Here is a 14,138-nt window from a genome sequence, read left to right as displayed (position 1 = left end):
TTGAGTCCGGATTACCCCCCCCCCCCCCCCCCCCCCTCCCCCCCCCCCCCCCCCGCTCCCACAGGGGTGTGTTGTTCACAGATTCGGTGAGCACCACCAAACCAATGTAGGAGTGAGCCTGCTCGCGATGGCTGCGTATGAGCGACTAGAATGCTGGCTCTGCCCAGATCGAATCGCCGCCCATGCTTCTGCCCCCCTCCAACTGGCTACCCCAAGCCCCCCTCGAACACCTTCATCTGGACTGGCTGACATCTGCCGGCGTTGAAGTCGCCATCCTGCGTCTGGACCAGATCGATCCGCTGATCAGCGGCAACAAGTGGTTCAAACTGGTCGAACACCTCAAGGCTGCTGATCGCGCGGGGGCCGAAGGCATCATCAGCCTCGGCGGGGCGCATTCCAATCATCTGCATGCACTGGCGGCGGCTGGCAAACGGCTGGGATTCAAAACCGTTGGGCTGTTGCGCGGGCATGCGCAGGACACGCCGACGGTGCGCGATCTGCAAACATTCGGCATGCAATTGCATTGGTTGGGTTACGGCGGCTATCGCGCACGACATCAGCCTGGATTCTGGGAGCCATGGCACGCGCAATATCCACATCTGTTTGCCGTGCCGGAGGGCGGCGGTGGATTACCGGGCGCGCTCGGTTGCGCCGCCATCAATGAGCAGGCGCAGGCGCAATTGCCCGCCCTCGGCTGGAGCGATTACCACGCTTGGTGGCTGGCTTGTGGCACCGGGACAACGCTGGCCGGGCTGGTGCTCGCCGAGCAGGGCGAGCGTCCGGTGCATGGTGCATTGGCAGTGCCGGATGATCACGGGGTGGCGCAGCAGGTTGAGTCGATCATGCGGGACGCCGAGCTGACGAATGCAGGCTATGCGTTGATTGACGCCAGCCGTGGCGGTTTCGCCAAGGTCGATCCGCTGTTGCTTGAGTTCATTGAGCAGACCGAACAGGCCATCGGCATCCCATTGGAACCGCTGTACACCGGCAAGGCCCTGCTGGCGCTCAAGCAACAGGTCGAGGAGGGCAGATTCGCCAGGGGCACGCGGCTGATCTTCGTTCACACCGGCGGCTTGCAGGGGCGGCGCGGCTTTACCGGCAACCCCTGATTCTCAACCGCGCTTGGGCATCATCCGCAGCAGCGTGTTATCGCCCACCACATAATGGTGGTAGATCCCCGCCAGCGCATGCAGCCCGATCAGCCAATAACCGATAGTGCCGATCAGCACGTGCCAATGCTCGACCTGTTTGGCTAAGTCTTTGTTTTCTGCGACCAGCAGCGGCAGATCAAAACCATAGAACATCACCTGATGCCCCTCGGCGCTGGTGATCAGCCAGCCGAGAATCGGCATGCTGATCATGAACAGGTACAACGCCCAGTGCATCAGCCGCGCCAGAATGGTTTGCCATTGCGGTGAGGCCGGGAAGATCTTCGGCGCCGGCCCGAGGCTGCGCGCGAGCAGACGAAACCACACCAGCACGAACACGGTCAGGCCGAGCATGTAATGCACTTCGCGGATCAGCGTGCGGCCGCCGCTGCCTTTGGGGAAGAGGCCGCGCAATTCCATGCTGGCGTACACCAGCACCAACAACACCAGCATCAGCCAGTGCAGCAGGACCGACACAGTGCTGTAACGCGATTCGGAACTTGTCCACGGCATACGGTGTTTCCTCACAGATCAGGGTCAAAACGGCCGTTCTTGTGCGACGGCATGCTTTAACTGTAAACCGCTTTGGCGGATTTGCCTGAGGCTGATCGGACTTTCAATGCCCTGAGTCAGGGCTATGCCAAAAAAAACGCCAGTGTCGGTCAGACACTGGCGTTTTTGTTTAGCGGATGGCGCAATCAGCTCGACTGCGGCATCTCACCGTTAGCCAGACGCTTGTTGATGTCGGCGATCACTTCCGGCAAATCGCTGATGGTGTCGATCATGTAATGCGGGCGTGAGCTTTCGAACACGGCATGAATGCGCTTGCGCTCGCTGGCCAGTTCATCGCTGCCCAAGGCGCGGAAACCTTCGTAGTCCAGGCCCAGCGCATTGCCCGAGCAGATCAGCGCGACCGTCCACATCCCGGCGCGGCGGCCTTCGAGAATGCCCGGCACGGTGTCATCGATCTTCACGCAGGCGCCGACATCGTCGATGCCCAGCGCAATCACGTTGGCCAGGGCTTGGGCCGGCCACGGGCGACCGTTAGGCACCTCGTCGGTGGCGACAACGTGGTCGGCCGCATAGCCGTTGGTGGCGGCCAGTTCGACGACTTTGTCCATCACCGGTTTCGGATAGCCGGAGCAGGAGCCGATCTTGATCCCCTGCTGGCGCAGATTGGCGATGGTTTCCAGCGCGCCGGGAATCAGCGCCGAGTGCTCGGCAATCTTCTCGATCTGCAGCGGCATGAAGCGGTTGTAGATCGCGGTAACGTCGTCGTCAGTCGGCGTGCGGCCGAACACTTTGCGATAACGCTCGGCCACCTGAGGTTGATCGCACAGCGTGCGGATGTGATCCCATTTACCCATGCCCATCGGGCCACGGGCTTCTTCGATGGAGACCTGCACATCGAATTCGGCGAAGGCTTCGACGAAGATCTGCGTCGGTGCGAACGAACCGAAATCGACCACGGTACCGGCCCAATCGAGGATGGCGGCTTGCAGCTTGCTTGGATTGACGTAGTTCATGTTGATCAAAATCCTATGTTGGCAATGCAATTCAAACTGTAGGAGTGAGCCTGCTCGCGATAGCGCTTGATCATTCAACATCGTTGTCGACTGACACGGCCTCATCGCGAGCAGGCTCACTCCTACAGGGGATTTGGGTGGGTTTTAGATCTCTAACACTTCCATCTCACGCAGCACTTCACCCACCGCCGCGACGGCCTGGCGCATTTGGTGCGGGCTGACGTGGCCGATGCAGCCGACGCGGAAGGTTTCCACTTGAGTCAATTTGCCGGGATAGAGGATGTAACCCTTGGCCTTCACGCGCTCGTAGAAGTCTTTGAACTGGTAACGCGGATCACTCGGCGCATGGAACGTGGCGATAATCGGCGCTTGAATCGCCGCCGGCAGGAAGCTGCGCAAACCGAGTTTGGCCATCTCTTCCATCAGCGCCTGGCAGTTGGCGGCGTAACGCGCATGGCGGGCCGGCAAGCCGCCTTCTTCGGTGTATTGCAGCAGCGCTTCGTGCAGCGCCGCGACCACGTGGGTCGGCGGGGTAAAGCGCCATTGTCCGGTTTTCTGCATATAAGCGTGCTGGTCGAACAAATCCATCGCCAGCGAATGCGAGTTGCCGGCGGCAGCGGCTAACGCTTCCTTGCGAGCGAAGACAAAACCCATCCCCGGCACGCCTTCCAGGCACTTGCCGGAAGCGGCGATCAGCGCGTCGAACGGCACTTTCTGCGCATCCACCGGCAGCGCGCCGAAGGAACTCATGGCGTCGATGATCAGGCGTTTGCCGTGTTGCTCGACGACCTGGGCGATCTCCGCCAGCGGGTTGAGAATGCCGGTGCTGGTTTCGCAGTGGATCAGCGCGACATGGGTGATATCGCTGTCGGCGCGCAGCAAGCGGTCAACGTCAGCGGCGGTGGTCGGTTCGTCTTCGGCGGTTTCAAAAGTGCTGAACGAGCGCCCAAGCACTTCGCAGATTTTCGCCAGACGCTTGCCATAAGCACCGTTGATCAGCACCAGCACTTTGCCGTCACGCGGCACCAGTGTGCCGATCGCCGCTTCGACGGCAAAGGTGCCGCTGCCCTGCAATGGCACGCAATGGTGAGTGGCGCCGCCGTTGAGAATGGCCAGCAGTTGCTCGCACAGACTGGCGGTCAGTTGATTGAAGCGGTCATCCCATGACCCCCAGTCGACCATCATCGCCTGGCGGGTGCGGGCCGAAGTGGTCAACGGGCCGGGAGTGAGCAGGATGGGTTCGGCGATACTCATTCGTGTGTCCTCGGATAGCGCTGTGGGATGAAGCTACGGGGCATACGTTGCAATTCGCCGTTGCATCAATCAAATTGTTTGTTGTTATGCCAGCCATCAGCGAGAGTTATTCATGAACCTGTTCCAGTTGCGCGCCTTCGACGCGGTCGCCCGGGAAGGTAGCTTTACCCGTGCCGCGGCGCGGTTGTTCATCAGTCAGCCGGCGGTCACCGGGCATATCAAGGCGCTGGAGGAGCACTACCAGATCACCCTGTTGCGACGCACCGCGCGACGGGTGGAACTGACCGAGGAGGGCACCAAACTGGCGGCGATCACCCGGGCGATGTTCGGTCTGGCGGAGGAAGCGCAAGCGATGCTTGAGGCCAACCGGCAATTGCTGACCGGACGGCTGGAGGTCGCGGCGGACGGCCCGCACATGGTCATGCCGATGCTCGCCAGCCTGCGCGCGCGGTATCCGGGCATTACCGTGAATTTGCGGCTGGGCAATGCCCAGGAAACCCTCGCGGCGTTGCTTTCGGAGCACGCGGACGTGGCGGTGCTGACCGAAGTTGAACCGCGCAAAGGCCTGCATTTACAAGCGTTGAGCGAGTCGCGGATCTGCGCGTTGGTGCCGGCGGCGCATCCGTGGGCGGTGCGTACCGGTGAGGTGAAACTTCAGGAGCTGGATCAAGTGATCATGGTGCTGCGCGAGCCGAGCTCGATCACCCGGCGCACCTTTGATGAGGCCTGTGCGCAGGCCTCGATCCATCCGCGCGTGCTGTTGGAACTGGACAGTCGTGAGGCGGTGACAGAAGCGGTCGCCGCTGAGCTGGGCGTTGGCGTGGTGTCATCGGTGGAAGTCAGCCATGATCCGCGCGTGGTGGCGATTCCGATTGTCGGGGAGGGCTTGGTCAATCGGCACATGATGGGCTGTATGGAACGGCGCCGAGATTTGCGCTTGATTCAGGCGTTCTTTGGTCTTGCGCCAGCCTCACCGTGATCGTTCCCACGCTCTGCGTGGGAACGCCGCCCGGGACGCTCTGCGTCCCATCCAAAGCCGAACGCGGAGCGTCCGTTGAGGCATTCCCACGCAGAGCGTGGGAACGATCAGGAACCGGGGAGGCTTTCGCGAACCATCTCTAGAAACGTCGCCACCACCCGTCGATTGCTTTGCTCGCGCAAACACACCAGCGTTTCCGTCAGCCGTCGCGTGCAGTCGATAATCGGCAGCGCACACACCCGCGAGTCTGCGCCAAACTCCGCCGCTGACACCACGCCGACGCCAATTCCCACCACCACCGCTTCGCGCGCCGCTTCCCGTCCTTCGACCTGAATCGCCGGGCGAATGCGAAACCCGGCGCGGGCCATTTCTTCTTCCAGCGTCTGTCGTGTCACCGAACCGTGTTCGCGCAATACCAGCGGCGTGTCGTCGAGATCCGCCAGGCAGATCGACTCGCGTTCGGCCCATGGATGATGGCGTGACACGAACGCCACCATCGGATCGTTACGCAACGGAACGCACAGCAAGCGTTCATCTGTGACATCGCGCCCTAGTAACGCCAGGTCCGCCTGATAGTTGAACAGCCGAAACAGCGATTCATCGGTGTTGCCGGTCTCGATCTTCACACTGATGCCCGGATAGCGCTCGCAGAACCGCGCGATTTGCGGCAGCACGTGCACCGGCGCATCCACCGCCAGAATCAGGCTGCCGGTCTGCAACGCCTGAGATTCCTGCAACAACTCCTGCGCTTCCGCTTCAATCACGAATAGCCGTTGGGTGATCGCCAGCAGGCGCTCGCCCAGATCGGTGAGGCGTACGGAACGTTTATTGCGGTGGAACAGCAGCACACCAAAACGCTCTTCGAGTTTGCGCACCTGGTCGGAAATCGCCGGTTGAGTCAGAAAAAGCCGCTCGGCGGCTTTGGTGAAGCTTCCATGCACGGCCACGGCGTGGAAGGCTTTGAGTTGGGCGTGGGAAACAGACATGACGGCTCCTGGCGATGAGGGCAGTAACAAGCTGAGCTTATGTGTGAAATACGATAAATCGATTTTATTTATTAAACAGTAATTGCTTTGATCCGCTCACGCCATCGCTGACTGTCCGGTCGGGCAGCAGGGTCGGCGATGAGCCTGTGCGTGCAACAGCAGGACTCATCTGACCGATATCACGCTAGGGAAGCGGTGATATCGCAGTGCTCAACAATAAAAACACAGGCGTTTTTCTTAACGATTCTGCCGGCACACTCACACCCTGAGGTCAGAACCACCATGAACAAGCACATCGGCACCATTGCGCGTTGGCGCGTGCAGATCTTCGCTGTCACCTGGCTCGCGTACGCCGCTTTCTACTTCACCCGCAAGGCGTTTTCGGTGGCCAAACTCGGCATCGCTGAAGACCCCAGCTTCATGCTCGACAAAATGGCCATGGCCAACCTCGACGCCATCTATCTGGCGGCGTATGCCATCGGCCAATTCACTTGGGGCATGCTGGCCGACCGCTTTGGCCCACGGGTCGTGGTGCTCGGCGGTTTGCTGATTTCCGCCGCCGCAGCGCTGGTGATGGGCAGTTACGCCACGCTGCCGATCTTCGCCACCTGCATGTTGATTCAAGGGTTGGCGCAATCAACGGGATGGTCGGGGTTGTGTAAAAACCTCGGCAGTTTCTTTCCTGCACAACAGCGCGGACGGGTCCTCGGGTTATGGAGTTCCTGCTACGCCTTTGGCGGTCTGGTGGCGTCGCCGTTCGCTGGCTGGTGGGCGTATACGCTGGTCGGCAGTTGGCACGCGGCGTTTATCTCCAGCGCGGTGGTGGTTGCCGTGGTGGCGGTGGTGTTCTTTATTTTTCAACGTAATAAACCGGAAGACGTCGGCCTGCCGGCGGTCGAGCCGGAACCCGAGCTGACGGCGGAAGAAACCGAAGCCAACAGTAAACTCAGCGTTTGGGAGCCGTTGAAGGAAATCCTGCGCAACCGCACGGTGCTGGTTTTGGGCCTGGCGTATTTCATGTTGAAACCGGCGCGTTACGCGATTCTGTTGTGGGGCCCGGTGATTGTCTTCGAGCAAATGCCCAGTGTCGGCAAAGTCGGCGCGGCGATCATTCCGACCTCGTTTGAACTCGCTGGTCTGCTCGGGCCGATCATGATCGGTCTGGCCTCGGACAAACTGTTCGGCGCCCGCCGTATGCCGGCGTGCGTGATCAGCTTGCTCGCACTGACCGTGACGCTGGCGCTGTTCATGGCCGCGTTGCAGTCCGGTAGCGTGATCATCGTGGTGGCGCTGTTGTTCGTCATGGGCCTGACCCTCTACGGCCCGGATTCGATGATCAGCGGCGCCGCCGCCATCGACTTCGGCAAGGCCAAGGCTGGCGCCACGGCGGCAGGTTTCGTTAACGGCTGCGGTTCGGTCGGCGCAGTGCTTGGCGGTTTGCTGCCCGGCTATTTCGATACGGTGACGGTGTTTATCGTCTTCGCCGGTTGCGCCTTGTTCTCGGCTCTGGTGCTGATTCCGCACTGGAACAGCCGCCCGGTTGGCGTAATGGAACCGCGCGCCTCCATTCCCAATTGCCCGCTGACGATCAAACCCCTGCGTTCCTGAAACCCCTTTGCCTCGTGGCCTGCTGCGGCGTTTGCGGCAGGCTGTGCCGTGGCCATCTGACTGGAGAAAACCCATGAGACCGTTTTGGCTGGAGCAGGCCCTGCAGGCTGATACGTCCGACACCTGCCCGCCGCTGCAAGGCGAAGTGCGCACCGACGTGTGCATCGTCGGTGGCGGTTACACCGGTTTGTGGACGGCGATCATGCTCAAACAGCAGAACCCCGAACTTGATGTGCGGCTGATCGAAGCGGACATCTGCGGCGCCGGTGCCAGCGGGCGTAACGGTGGTTGCGCGTTGTCGTGGTCGGCCAAGTATTTCACCTTGGAACGTTTATTCGGTGTCGAGGAAGCGGTGCGTCTGGTCAAGGAATCGGAGCGCAGCATCCATGCCATCGGCGAGTTCTGCGAGCAGTACGGCGTCGATGCCGATTACCGTCTCGACGGCACCTTGTACACCGCCACCAACCGCGCGCAGGTCGGCTCGACGGACGCGGTGATCGCGGCGCTGGAGCGCAACGGCATCAACTCGTTCAGCCAGCGTCCGCTGGCCGACGTGCAGCGCATGGCCGGTTCCGACAAACATCTTGAAGGCTGGTTTTCGCCGGCAGCGGCCAGCGTGCAACCGGGAAAACTGGTGCGCGGCTTGCGCCGGGTGGCGCTGCAACTGGGCGTCATCATTCACGAAAACACGGCGATGACCGGCCTGGAGGAGGGGCGTCCGGCGCGCATCCAAACGGCGAACGGCAATGTGCTCGCTGATCGCGTGGTGCTGGCGATGAACGCCTGGATGGCCCGCGCCTTCCCGCAGTTCGAGCGCAGCGTGGCGATTGTTTCCAGCGACATGCTTATCACTGAACCGCGCCCGGAATTGCTTCAGGAAATCGGCTTGACCAGTGGCGTCACCGTACTCGATTCGCGGATTTTCGTGCACTACTACCACAACACCCCGGACGGTCGGATCATGCTCGGCAAGGGCGGTAACACCTTCGCGTATGGCGGGCGCATGCTGCCAGTGTTCGATCAGCCATCGCCTTACGCGGGATTGCTCAAGCGCAGTCTTGCCGATTTTTTCCCGGCGTTTGCCGACGTCAAGGTCGACGCCACCTGGAATGGCCCCTCGGATCGTTCGGTCACCGGTTTGCCGTTCTTCGGGCAGATGAGCAACAGCGGCAATGTCTTCTACGGTTTCGGTTATTCCGGCAGCGGCGTCGGCCCGTGTCACATGGGCGGGCAGATTCTCGCCGCGCTGGTGCAGGGGCTGGACAATCCGTGGACGCGCTCGCCGTTGGTCAACGGGCCGCTGGGTTATTTTCCGCCGGAGCCGATTCGTTATCTCGGCTCGTTGATGGTGCGCAACGCCATCCGCCGAAAGGAGCGCGCCGAAGACCACGGCCACCGACCTCGGCACCTGGACGTGCGCCTGGCGAAATTCGCCGCCGCGGCGGGCAAGGCCGACAAGGGCTGAGCCGTTAGTATCTGGCGCGATTGACCAGCCAGTCGAGCAGTAAACCCTCGTCGGGCGCGGGCGCGCTCTTCCGGGGTTCCCGATGTTGCGGGCTGACGAGGCACAGGATCGGGCGGTCCGGATCGCTGTCGAGGAAACTCACCCACACCTCGCTGCCGGCACAGGACAATTCTTCTGGGGCGAGACGGCCAGTGGCCCGGGCCATGGCCACCGGTAACCAGATCGCCTCGGTTTCAGCGCCAGGCTCTTGCTGCTCAGGCCAAAGCCGCACCGCAATGCGGCCCTGTTCATCCAGAGGCGCAGGTTGCCCGGGGACGCCGAGCACTTGCGCAAGGTGATAGCCGCCGATATTCGGACGTGGCTGTTTGAGCGGCGGGCGAAAGTCAGTCGACCACGGCTGGGCGGTGAAGTCGTTGTAATAGCGATGGACCGTCGGCAGGGGATCGAGAATCGACGGATGCTGGCCGTGATGACGCATTTTGGTGATCAGCCATTGTTCGTTGAAATGGCTGATGGGGTGCTCGGTCACTTGCAGCAGGCCTCCGCTGAGTAAACCGATGCCGTCACTGCGCCCCTGAATCGAGCGATGCTGGCAACGCTGTCGCTCCAGGTGTCGGCGACTGAGTTGTTGCGCATGGCGCTGTTCGATCGGCGCGACCACCGGCGGCGCCGGGTGCGGCGAAGTCTGATTGGCGGCGTCTTCCCGGACCGCTCGCTGTCCGCGGTTGCGAATGGTGGGCAACATCGCAATGGGGGCGGCGTGGTGGTGCTGATACAGCAAGCTGAGCGAGGGCGACGGGGTTTGCTTATCAACCCGGAACGGCAGCAGCGTCGGCACTTGTGGCAGGCTCAGGCTGTCATCGGCAAACACCACGACATGACCCTCCGCCTGATGGTCGAAGTGGTAGTGAATGCCTTCTTCCTCGCACAGCCGTTGCAGCAGCGCCAGATCGCTTTCCTCGTACTGAATGCAGAACGGCCGCTGCGGATACAGGCCCACGCTCATCTCGAGCCGGTAATGCTCCGGCAGCAGGGCGTTGTCGTCGAGCAACTGCTGGAGTATCTGCGGCACGCTGCGCTCGATGAATACCCGGCGCCTGAGCGGTTGCGCCAAGCGTTGCAGGTGCGGTACCAAGACCATTCGGTAGCCGATCCGGTGCGTGCCGCGATGTTCACAGCGACTGCTGTGAATGATGCCGTGAATCCCGTGGTGGTCATTCAGACGCAGAAACGCCGGTTGATGTAACCACGTCGCCGGCGCCACGGCTGGTGTAAGACCGATCAACTCGATGTTGAAATGGAACGGCTGGTTGAGCGCTTCCTCACCGTCAAAGCGCAGGACTGGCAGGCACAGTCCGCTGTCGGTCAGGGTCAGGGTGAACGGACTTTCCTTGTCGTTGAGCATTTGAGCGGCTCTGTCAGGCAATACGGGGTTCAGAGGGTACGAAACCGCGGCGCAGAATGGTCACGACAAAGGGTGTTTTCAGAATCGCCCTACAAGTGCCGGCGAAGATGTCGATTTCCCATTGGATTTTTTGGTCGATTGCCAACTTTAGGCCGTATAAACTTGGCGCCACGCGTCGGCCAATAGATGTCTCGGCGCCACAGATCAAGAGAGTGAGTAATGGGCGCACAGTGGAAGGTTAAACACAAAGAAGCGGCATCTAACGCCAAGGGCAAGATCTTCGGCAAACTGGTGAAAGAAATCACCATTGCTGCGCGCAACGGTGCCGATACCGCCACCAACGCACACCTGCGACTGGTGGTCGAACAGGCCAAGAAAGCCTCGATGCCGAAGGAAACCCTGGATCGCGCGATCAAGAAGGGCGCTGGCCTGCTGGGCGAAACCGTGCAATACCATCGCGTCACCTACGAAGGTTTTGCCCCGCACCAAGTGCCGCTGATCGTCGAGTGCGTTACCGACAACATCAATCGCACCGTCGCGGAAATCCGTGTGGCGTTCCGCAAGGGTCAACTGGGTGCTTCCGGCTCCGTGGCCTGGGACTTCAACCACGTCGGCATGATCGAAGCGTCGCCAGACACCCCGGACGCCGATCCGGAAATGGCCGCTATCGAAGCCGGCGCGCAGGATTTTGAAGCCGGTGAAGAGGGCGCGACCCTTTTCCTGACCGATCCGACCGACCTGGATTCGGTGCAGAAAGCCCTCCCAGAGCAGGGCTTCACCGTGCTGTCGGCCAAACTGGGCTATCAGCCAAAGAACCCGGTCAGCGGTTTGAGCGACGAGCAAATGGCTGAAGTCGAAGCCTTCCTCGAAGGCCTCGACAACCATGACGACGTGCAAGACATGTTCGTCGGTCTGGCGGGCTGATTTGCTGCGTCAGTGATGGCCCCATCGCTAGCAGGGCTAGCTCCCACAAGGATTTGTGATCACCACAGATCCTGTGTGGGAGGCATCAGTCTCTGCGGCTCCCAGATTGAAATGCATTCCAATGTGGGGGCTAGCCTTGCTAGCGATTGACCGCGCAGCGGTCACAGGTTTTCAAGGTCTCGCAGCACTTCACTGAAGCCTGGTCGCGCCAGCACATCCGCCTGACAGCAACGCTGCTCCAGCGTCTCCAGCGCCCAACGTCGTTCATCACTCAACCCCGAGTCGGTCCGCGCCAGCAATTCACCCAGCAAAATCCCGAACGCCCGCACTTCAATGCGTTGCAGCGCCCGTGTCTGTGGGCTGTCCTCAACGGCATGGAACGACGCCGCGCCAAAATCCCCCAACAAACACTCGCCGCGCTCATTCAACAGAATGTTGTGCCCGTAAAGATCGCCATGGGTGATGCCTTGCTGGTGCAGATGCCCGGCCGCCGAGGCGATACCTCTGGCGATGTTCAGCGCCACGTCGGCGCTGAACCGGCAGTCATCGGCGTATACATCCCGCGAGCAGGAAGCCAGGCTGGGCAGGCCGGCGAGGTTGCGAAAGCTTGGATCGATCAATTGCATCACCAATCCTTGCTGATCCTCGGGATGGCCATGAATGCGCCCCAACACGCCAATCAGATTGGCGTGCAACCCGGCGGTGATACAGGCATTCATCTCATGCAGCGGCGAGCCGTCGCTGGTCATTTCGCCTTTGTACAGCTTCACCGCCACCGGTTTCAGTGAGCCGTCCGCACGTTGCCAGATTGCCCGGGAGATCACCCCGGAAGCGCCTTCGCCGAGTTGCTGCTCCAGACGCAGCGCCGCCCAGTCGATCAATGGCGTCGCTTGCAACGCGGCGGCATCGGCTTCGGTTTCCAGCGGATTACCGGCATAGGCCAGCCACGTCAGGCTCGGCAGGGTCAGCAGCCACTGTGGCAGTTCGCTGAGTTGGTTGGCGGCGATGCGAATCAGCTCCAGCCGATGACACTGGTTCAGCGACGGCGGCAAAGCCTTCAGACGATTGCCGGCCAGCATGAGTTTTTGCAGGTAGGGGCGTTCGCCCAGTTGTGTCGGCAGGCTCTCGATGCAGTTGTCGGTCAGGATCAACCAGCGCAGCAGTGGCGGCAGCGCGGCTCCAGACACCTCGACGATGCGATTGGCCTTGAAGCCGATCATCGTCAGTGCAGTGCATTGGCCGAGGCATTGCGGCAGCTCGGTAAATTGGTTGTCGGAGCAGAACAGCACGCGCAGGCGGGTCAGTCGATGCAGATCATCGGGCAGGCTGCTCAAGGCATTGCCACTGAGGTTGAGCACTTCCAGTGACTCGGCCAGCTCGAAAATTTCCCGCGGGAATTCGGTCAATCCGCAAGACAGATCCAGTCGGGTAATGCCTGACAACTCGCCGGCGCGCAATTGAGCAAGGGTGTGCATGTGGGTATTCGCTTTTGAAAGGGGCAAGCGCAAGGCGCTGGAATGGACGACATGATAGCGGCAGCGCAATCCCCTGTGGGAGCGTGGATGTGTCAGGCGGGGGCGTGGATGACTTGCAGTTGGCCCAACCGGCTGCGCGTGCGCGCCAGGTCAATCGCATCGCCACCCAGGCTTTCGCCTAGCGATCGTTGGCCGAGAAGCGTCAGGTGTTTGTCCTGATCGTAGAGCACGTCGATGAGGTTGATGAAGCGTTGTTGCGCGGCAATCGAGCAGTCGTCCAGCAGCGGTAAATCGTCGATGATCCACTGATCGAAACGCCTGCACAGTTCCAGATAGTCCATCACCGCCGTCGGTTGTTCACACAGGTCTGCAAAGGTGAAAGCGACGCGCCGGCCTTCGCACAGGCGAGCCTGAAACTGTCGTGTGCCGACTGCCAGTGATAGGGCTGGGGCATCCTGCGGCGGCAGATCCATGGCTTGCCGCTGAGCCGGCGTGCCCGGCCACACATAGTGGCCGTGAGTGAACACTTGATGTGCATGGTGGCGCGCCTGGCTGCGGTAATCATGCGGGCCACCCACTTCCATTACTTGCATTTGTGCGTTGATCAGCTCGATCACCGGTTTGAATCGCGCGTGATAGAGCGGGTTGGGAAGCAGCCCTTCCGGTGCATAGTTGGACGTCACCAGCAGCAGGATTTTTCGTTGGAACAACGCTTTGAACAGTCGAGTGATGAGCATCGCGTCACCAATGTCATGCACATGAAATTCGTCGAAACACAGCACCCGGCAATCGTCCAGCAGGTCGTCGAGAGTGGCGGCGAGGGCATCCTCCTGTTCGCGATGGCTGAACATGCCCTGATGCAATTTCGCGAAGAATTCATGGAAATGCAGGCGCTGTTTCTGCGCTGTCGGCAGCGCTTCAAAGAAGCCATCGAGCAGCCAGCTCTTGCCGCGCCCGACACCGCCGTACAGGTACAGGCTCGGCGGTGTTTGCGCCGTGGCAGCGAACAACAGACTGGCCTGCTGCGCCATGCAGTCGATAACTCGCAGTTGACTGTGGCTGAGGGTGTAACCCAGGTGGTGGGCCTTGTGCCGGAAATAATCGCGGATCGATTGCGCGCTGGCGTCATGCCCGGCGCTGGCGGCAATGCCCTTGCCGAACACGCGGCGCAGCGCCGACCAGCGTTGGCTCAGGCGAGATCGTTGGGGCAATCGGGCGGGCACTGTTGGCTTACTCCGTGTGGGTCAGTCCGGCTCCCGGGAGCGCGGGGCATCAGTTTAACCAGTGGCGACCTCGACCTTCTACTGCAATGACGCGAGAGTGGGCGATCACTGAACAACATTGCAACCACGAGGATTTTTCCACGTA

General features: G+C 61.1%; 12 protein-coding genes. 5 read left to right on the top strand and 7 right to left on the bottom strand.

The window, feature by feature from the left end:
* Positions 1-182: 182 nt before the first annotated feature.
* Positions 183-1,109 carry a 1-aminocyclopropane-1-carboxylate deaminase/D-cysteine desulfhydrase gene (locus ACQ4OE_RS25640; RefSeq protein ID WP_430948346.1) on the top strand — a complete coding sequence of 309 codons (927 nt, stop codon included), beginning with the start codon at positions 183-185 and terminating at the stop codon, positions 1,107-1,109.
* Between the two features lie 3 nt (positions 1,110-1,112).
* Here ACQ4OE_RS25640 and ACQ4OE_RS25635 read toward each other — a convergent pair whose 3' ends face one another.
* The 3 genes from ACQ4OE_RS25635 to ACQ4OE_RS25625 form a co-directional block, all read right to left on the bottom strand.
* Positions 1,113-1,661, bottom strand: a complete 549-nt coding sequence (locus ACQ4OE_RS25635) for a cytochrome b (protein ID WP_430948345.1) — start codon at positions 1,659-1,661, stop codon at positions 1,113-1,115.
* 185 nt (positions 1,662-1,846) lie between these two features.
* Complete coding sequence (gene phnX / locus ACQ4OE_RS25630; RefSeq protein WP_430948344.1) at positions 1,847-2,674, bottom strand: phosphonoacetaldehyde hydrolase; 828 nt, start codon at positions 2,672-2,674, stop codon at positions 1,847-1,849.
* A gap of 144 nt (positions 2,675-2,818) precedes the next feature.
* On the bottom strand, positions 2,819-3,928 hold the full coding sequence (locus ACQ4OE_RS25625) for a 2-aminoethylphosphonate--pyruvate transaminase (RefSeq protein WP_430948343.1): 1,110 nt from the start codon (positions 3,926-3,928) through the stop codon (positions 2,819-2,821).
* 112 nt (positions 3,929-4,040) lie between these two features.
* On the opposite strand from ACQ4OE_RS25625, the gene ACQ4OE_RS25620 reads away from it, so the two are divergent.
* On the top strand, positions 4,041-4,907 hold the full coding sequence (locus ACQ4OE_RS25620) for a LysR substrate-binding domain-containing protein (RefSeq protein WP_430948342.1): 867 nt from the start codon (positions 4,041-4,043) through the stop codon (positions 4,905-4,907).
* 107 nt (positions 4,908-5,014) lie between these two features.
* Here the strand turns inward: ACQ4OE_RS25620 and ACQ4OE_RS25615 are convergent, their stop codons facing one another.
* The gene (locus ACQ4OE_RS25615) at positions 5,015-5,893 is read right to left on the bottom strand and encodes a LysR family transcriptional regulator (RefSeq protein ID WP_430948341.1); all 879 of its coding nucleotides are present in this window, start codon (positions 5,891-5,893) and stop codon (positions 5,015-5,017) included.
* A 282-nt stretch (positions 5,894-6,175) separates the two neighbouring features.
* On the opposite strand from ACQ4OE_RS25615, the gene ACQ4OE_RS25610 reads away from it, so the two are divergent.
* Both ACQ4OE_RS25610 and ACQ4OE_RS25605 read left to right on the top strand, forming a co-directional pair.
* A complete protein-coding gene (locus ACQ4OE_RS25610) occupies positions 6,176-7,501 on the top strand; it encodes an MFS transporter (RefSeq protein WP_430948340.1) in 1,326 nt (441 codons plus the stop codon).
* 73 nt (positions 7,502-7,574) lie between these two features.
* Positions 7,575-8,966 carry an FAD-dependent oxidoreductase gene (locus ACQ4OE_RS25605; protein ID WP_430948339.1) on the top strand — a complete coding sequence of 464 codons (1,392 nt, stop codon included), beginning with the start codon at positions 7,575-7,577 and terminating at the stop codon, positions 8,964-8,966.
* A 4-nt stretch (positions 8,967-8,970) separates the two neighbouring features.
* Here the strand turns inward: ACQ4OE_RS25605 and ACQ4OE_RS25600 are convergent, their stop codons facing one another.
* Positions 8,971-10,371, bottom strand: coding sequence for a type VI secretion system Vgr family protein (locus tag ACQ4OE_RS25600; protein ID WP_430948338.1), 1,401 nt, complete (start codon positions 10,369-10,371; stop codon positions 8,971-8,973).
* Positions 10,372-10,590: 219 nt separating this feature from the next.
* Here ACQ4OE_RS25600 and ACQ4OE_RS25595 point away from each other — a divergent pair, with 219 nt between their 5' ends.
* A complete protein-coding gene (locus tag ACQ4OE_RS25595; protein WP_122590381.1) occupies positions 10,591-11,295 on the top strand; it encodes a YebC/PmpR family DNA-binding transcriptional regulator in 705 nt (234 codons plus the stop codon).
* 161 nt (positions 11,296-11,456) lie between these two features.
* Here ACQ4OE_RS25595 and ACQ4OE_RS25590 read toward each other — a convergent pair whose 3' ends face one another.
* Together ACQ4OE_RS25590 and zapE are read right to left on the bottom strand one after the other, a co-directional pair.
* Positions 11,457-12,770, bottom strand: coding sequence for a leucine-rich repeat-containing protein kinase family protein (locus tag ACQ4OE_RS25590; RefSeq protein WP_430948337.1), 1,314 nt, complete (start codon positions 12,768-12,770; stop codon positions 11,457-11,459).
* A 92-nt stretch (positions 12,771-12,862) separates the two neighbouring features.
* Positions 12,863-13,993: a cell division protein ZapE gene (zapE, locus tag ACQ4OE_RS25585; RefSeq protein ID WP_430948336.1), complete on the bottom strand. Its 1,131-nt coding sequence runs from the start codon at positions 13,991-13,993 to the stop codon at positions 12,863-12,865.
* Positions 13,994-14,138 lie beyond the last annotated feature (145 nt).

The sequence above is a fragment of the Pseudomonas sp. WC2 genome, from assembly GCF_050586545.1.
Lineage (GTDB): Bacteria > Pseudomonadota > Gammaproteobacteria > Pseudomonadales > Pseudomonadaceae > Aquipseudomonas.
This window is presented reverse-complemented; position numbering and strand designations above follow the sequence as displayed.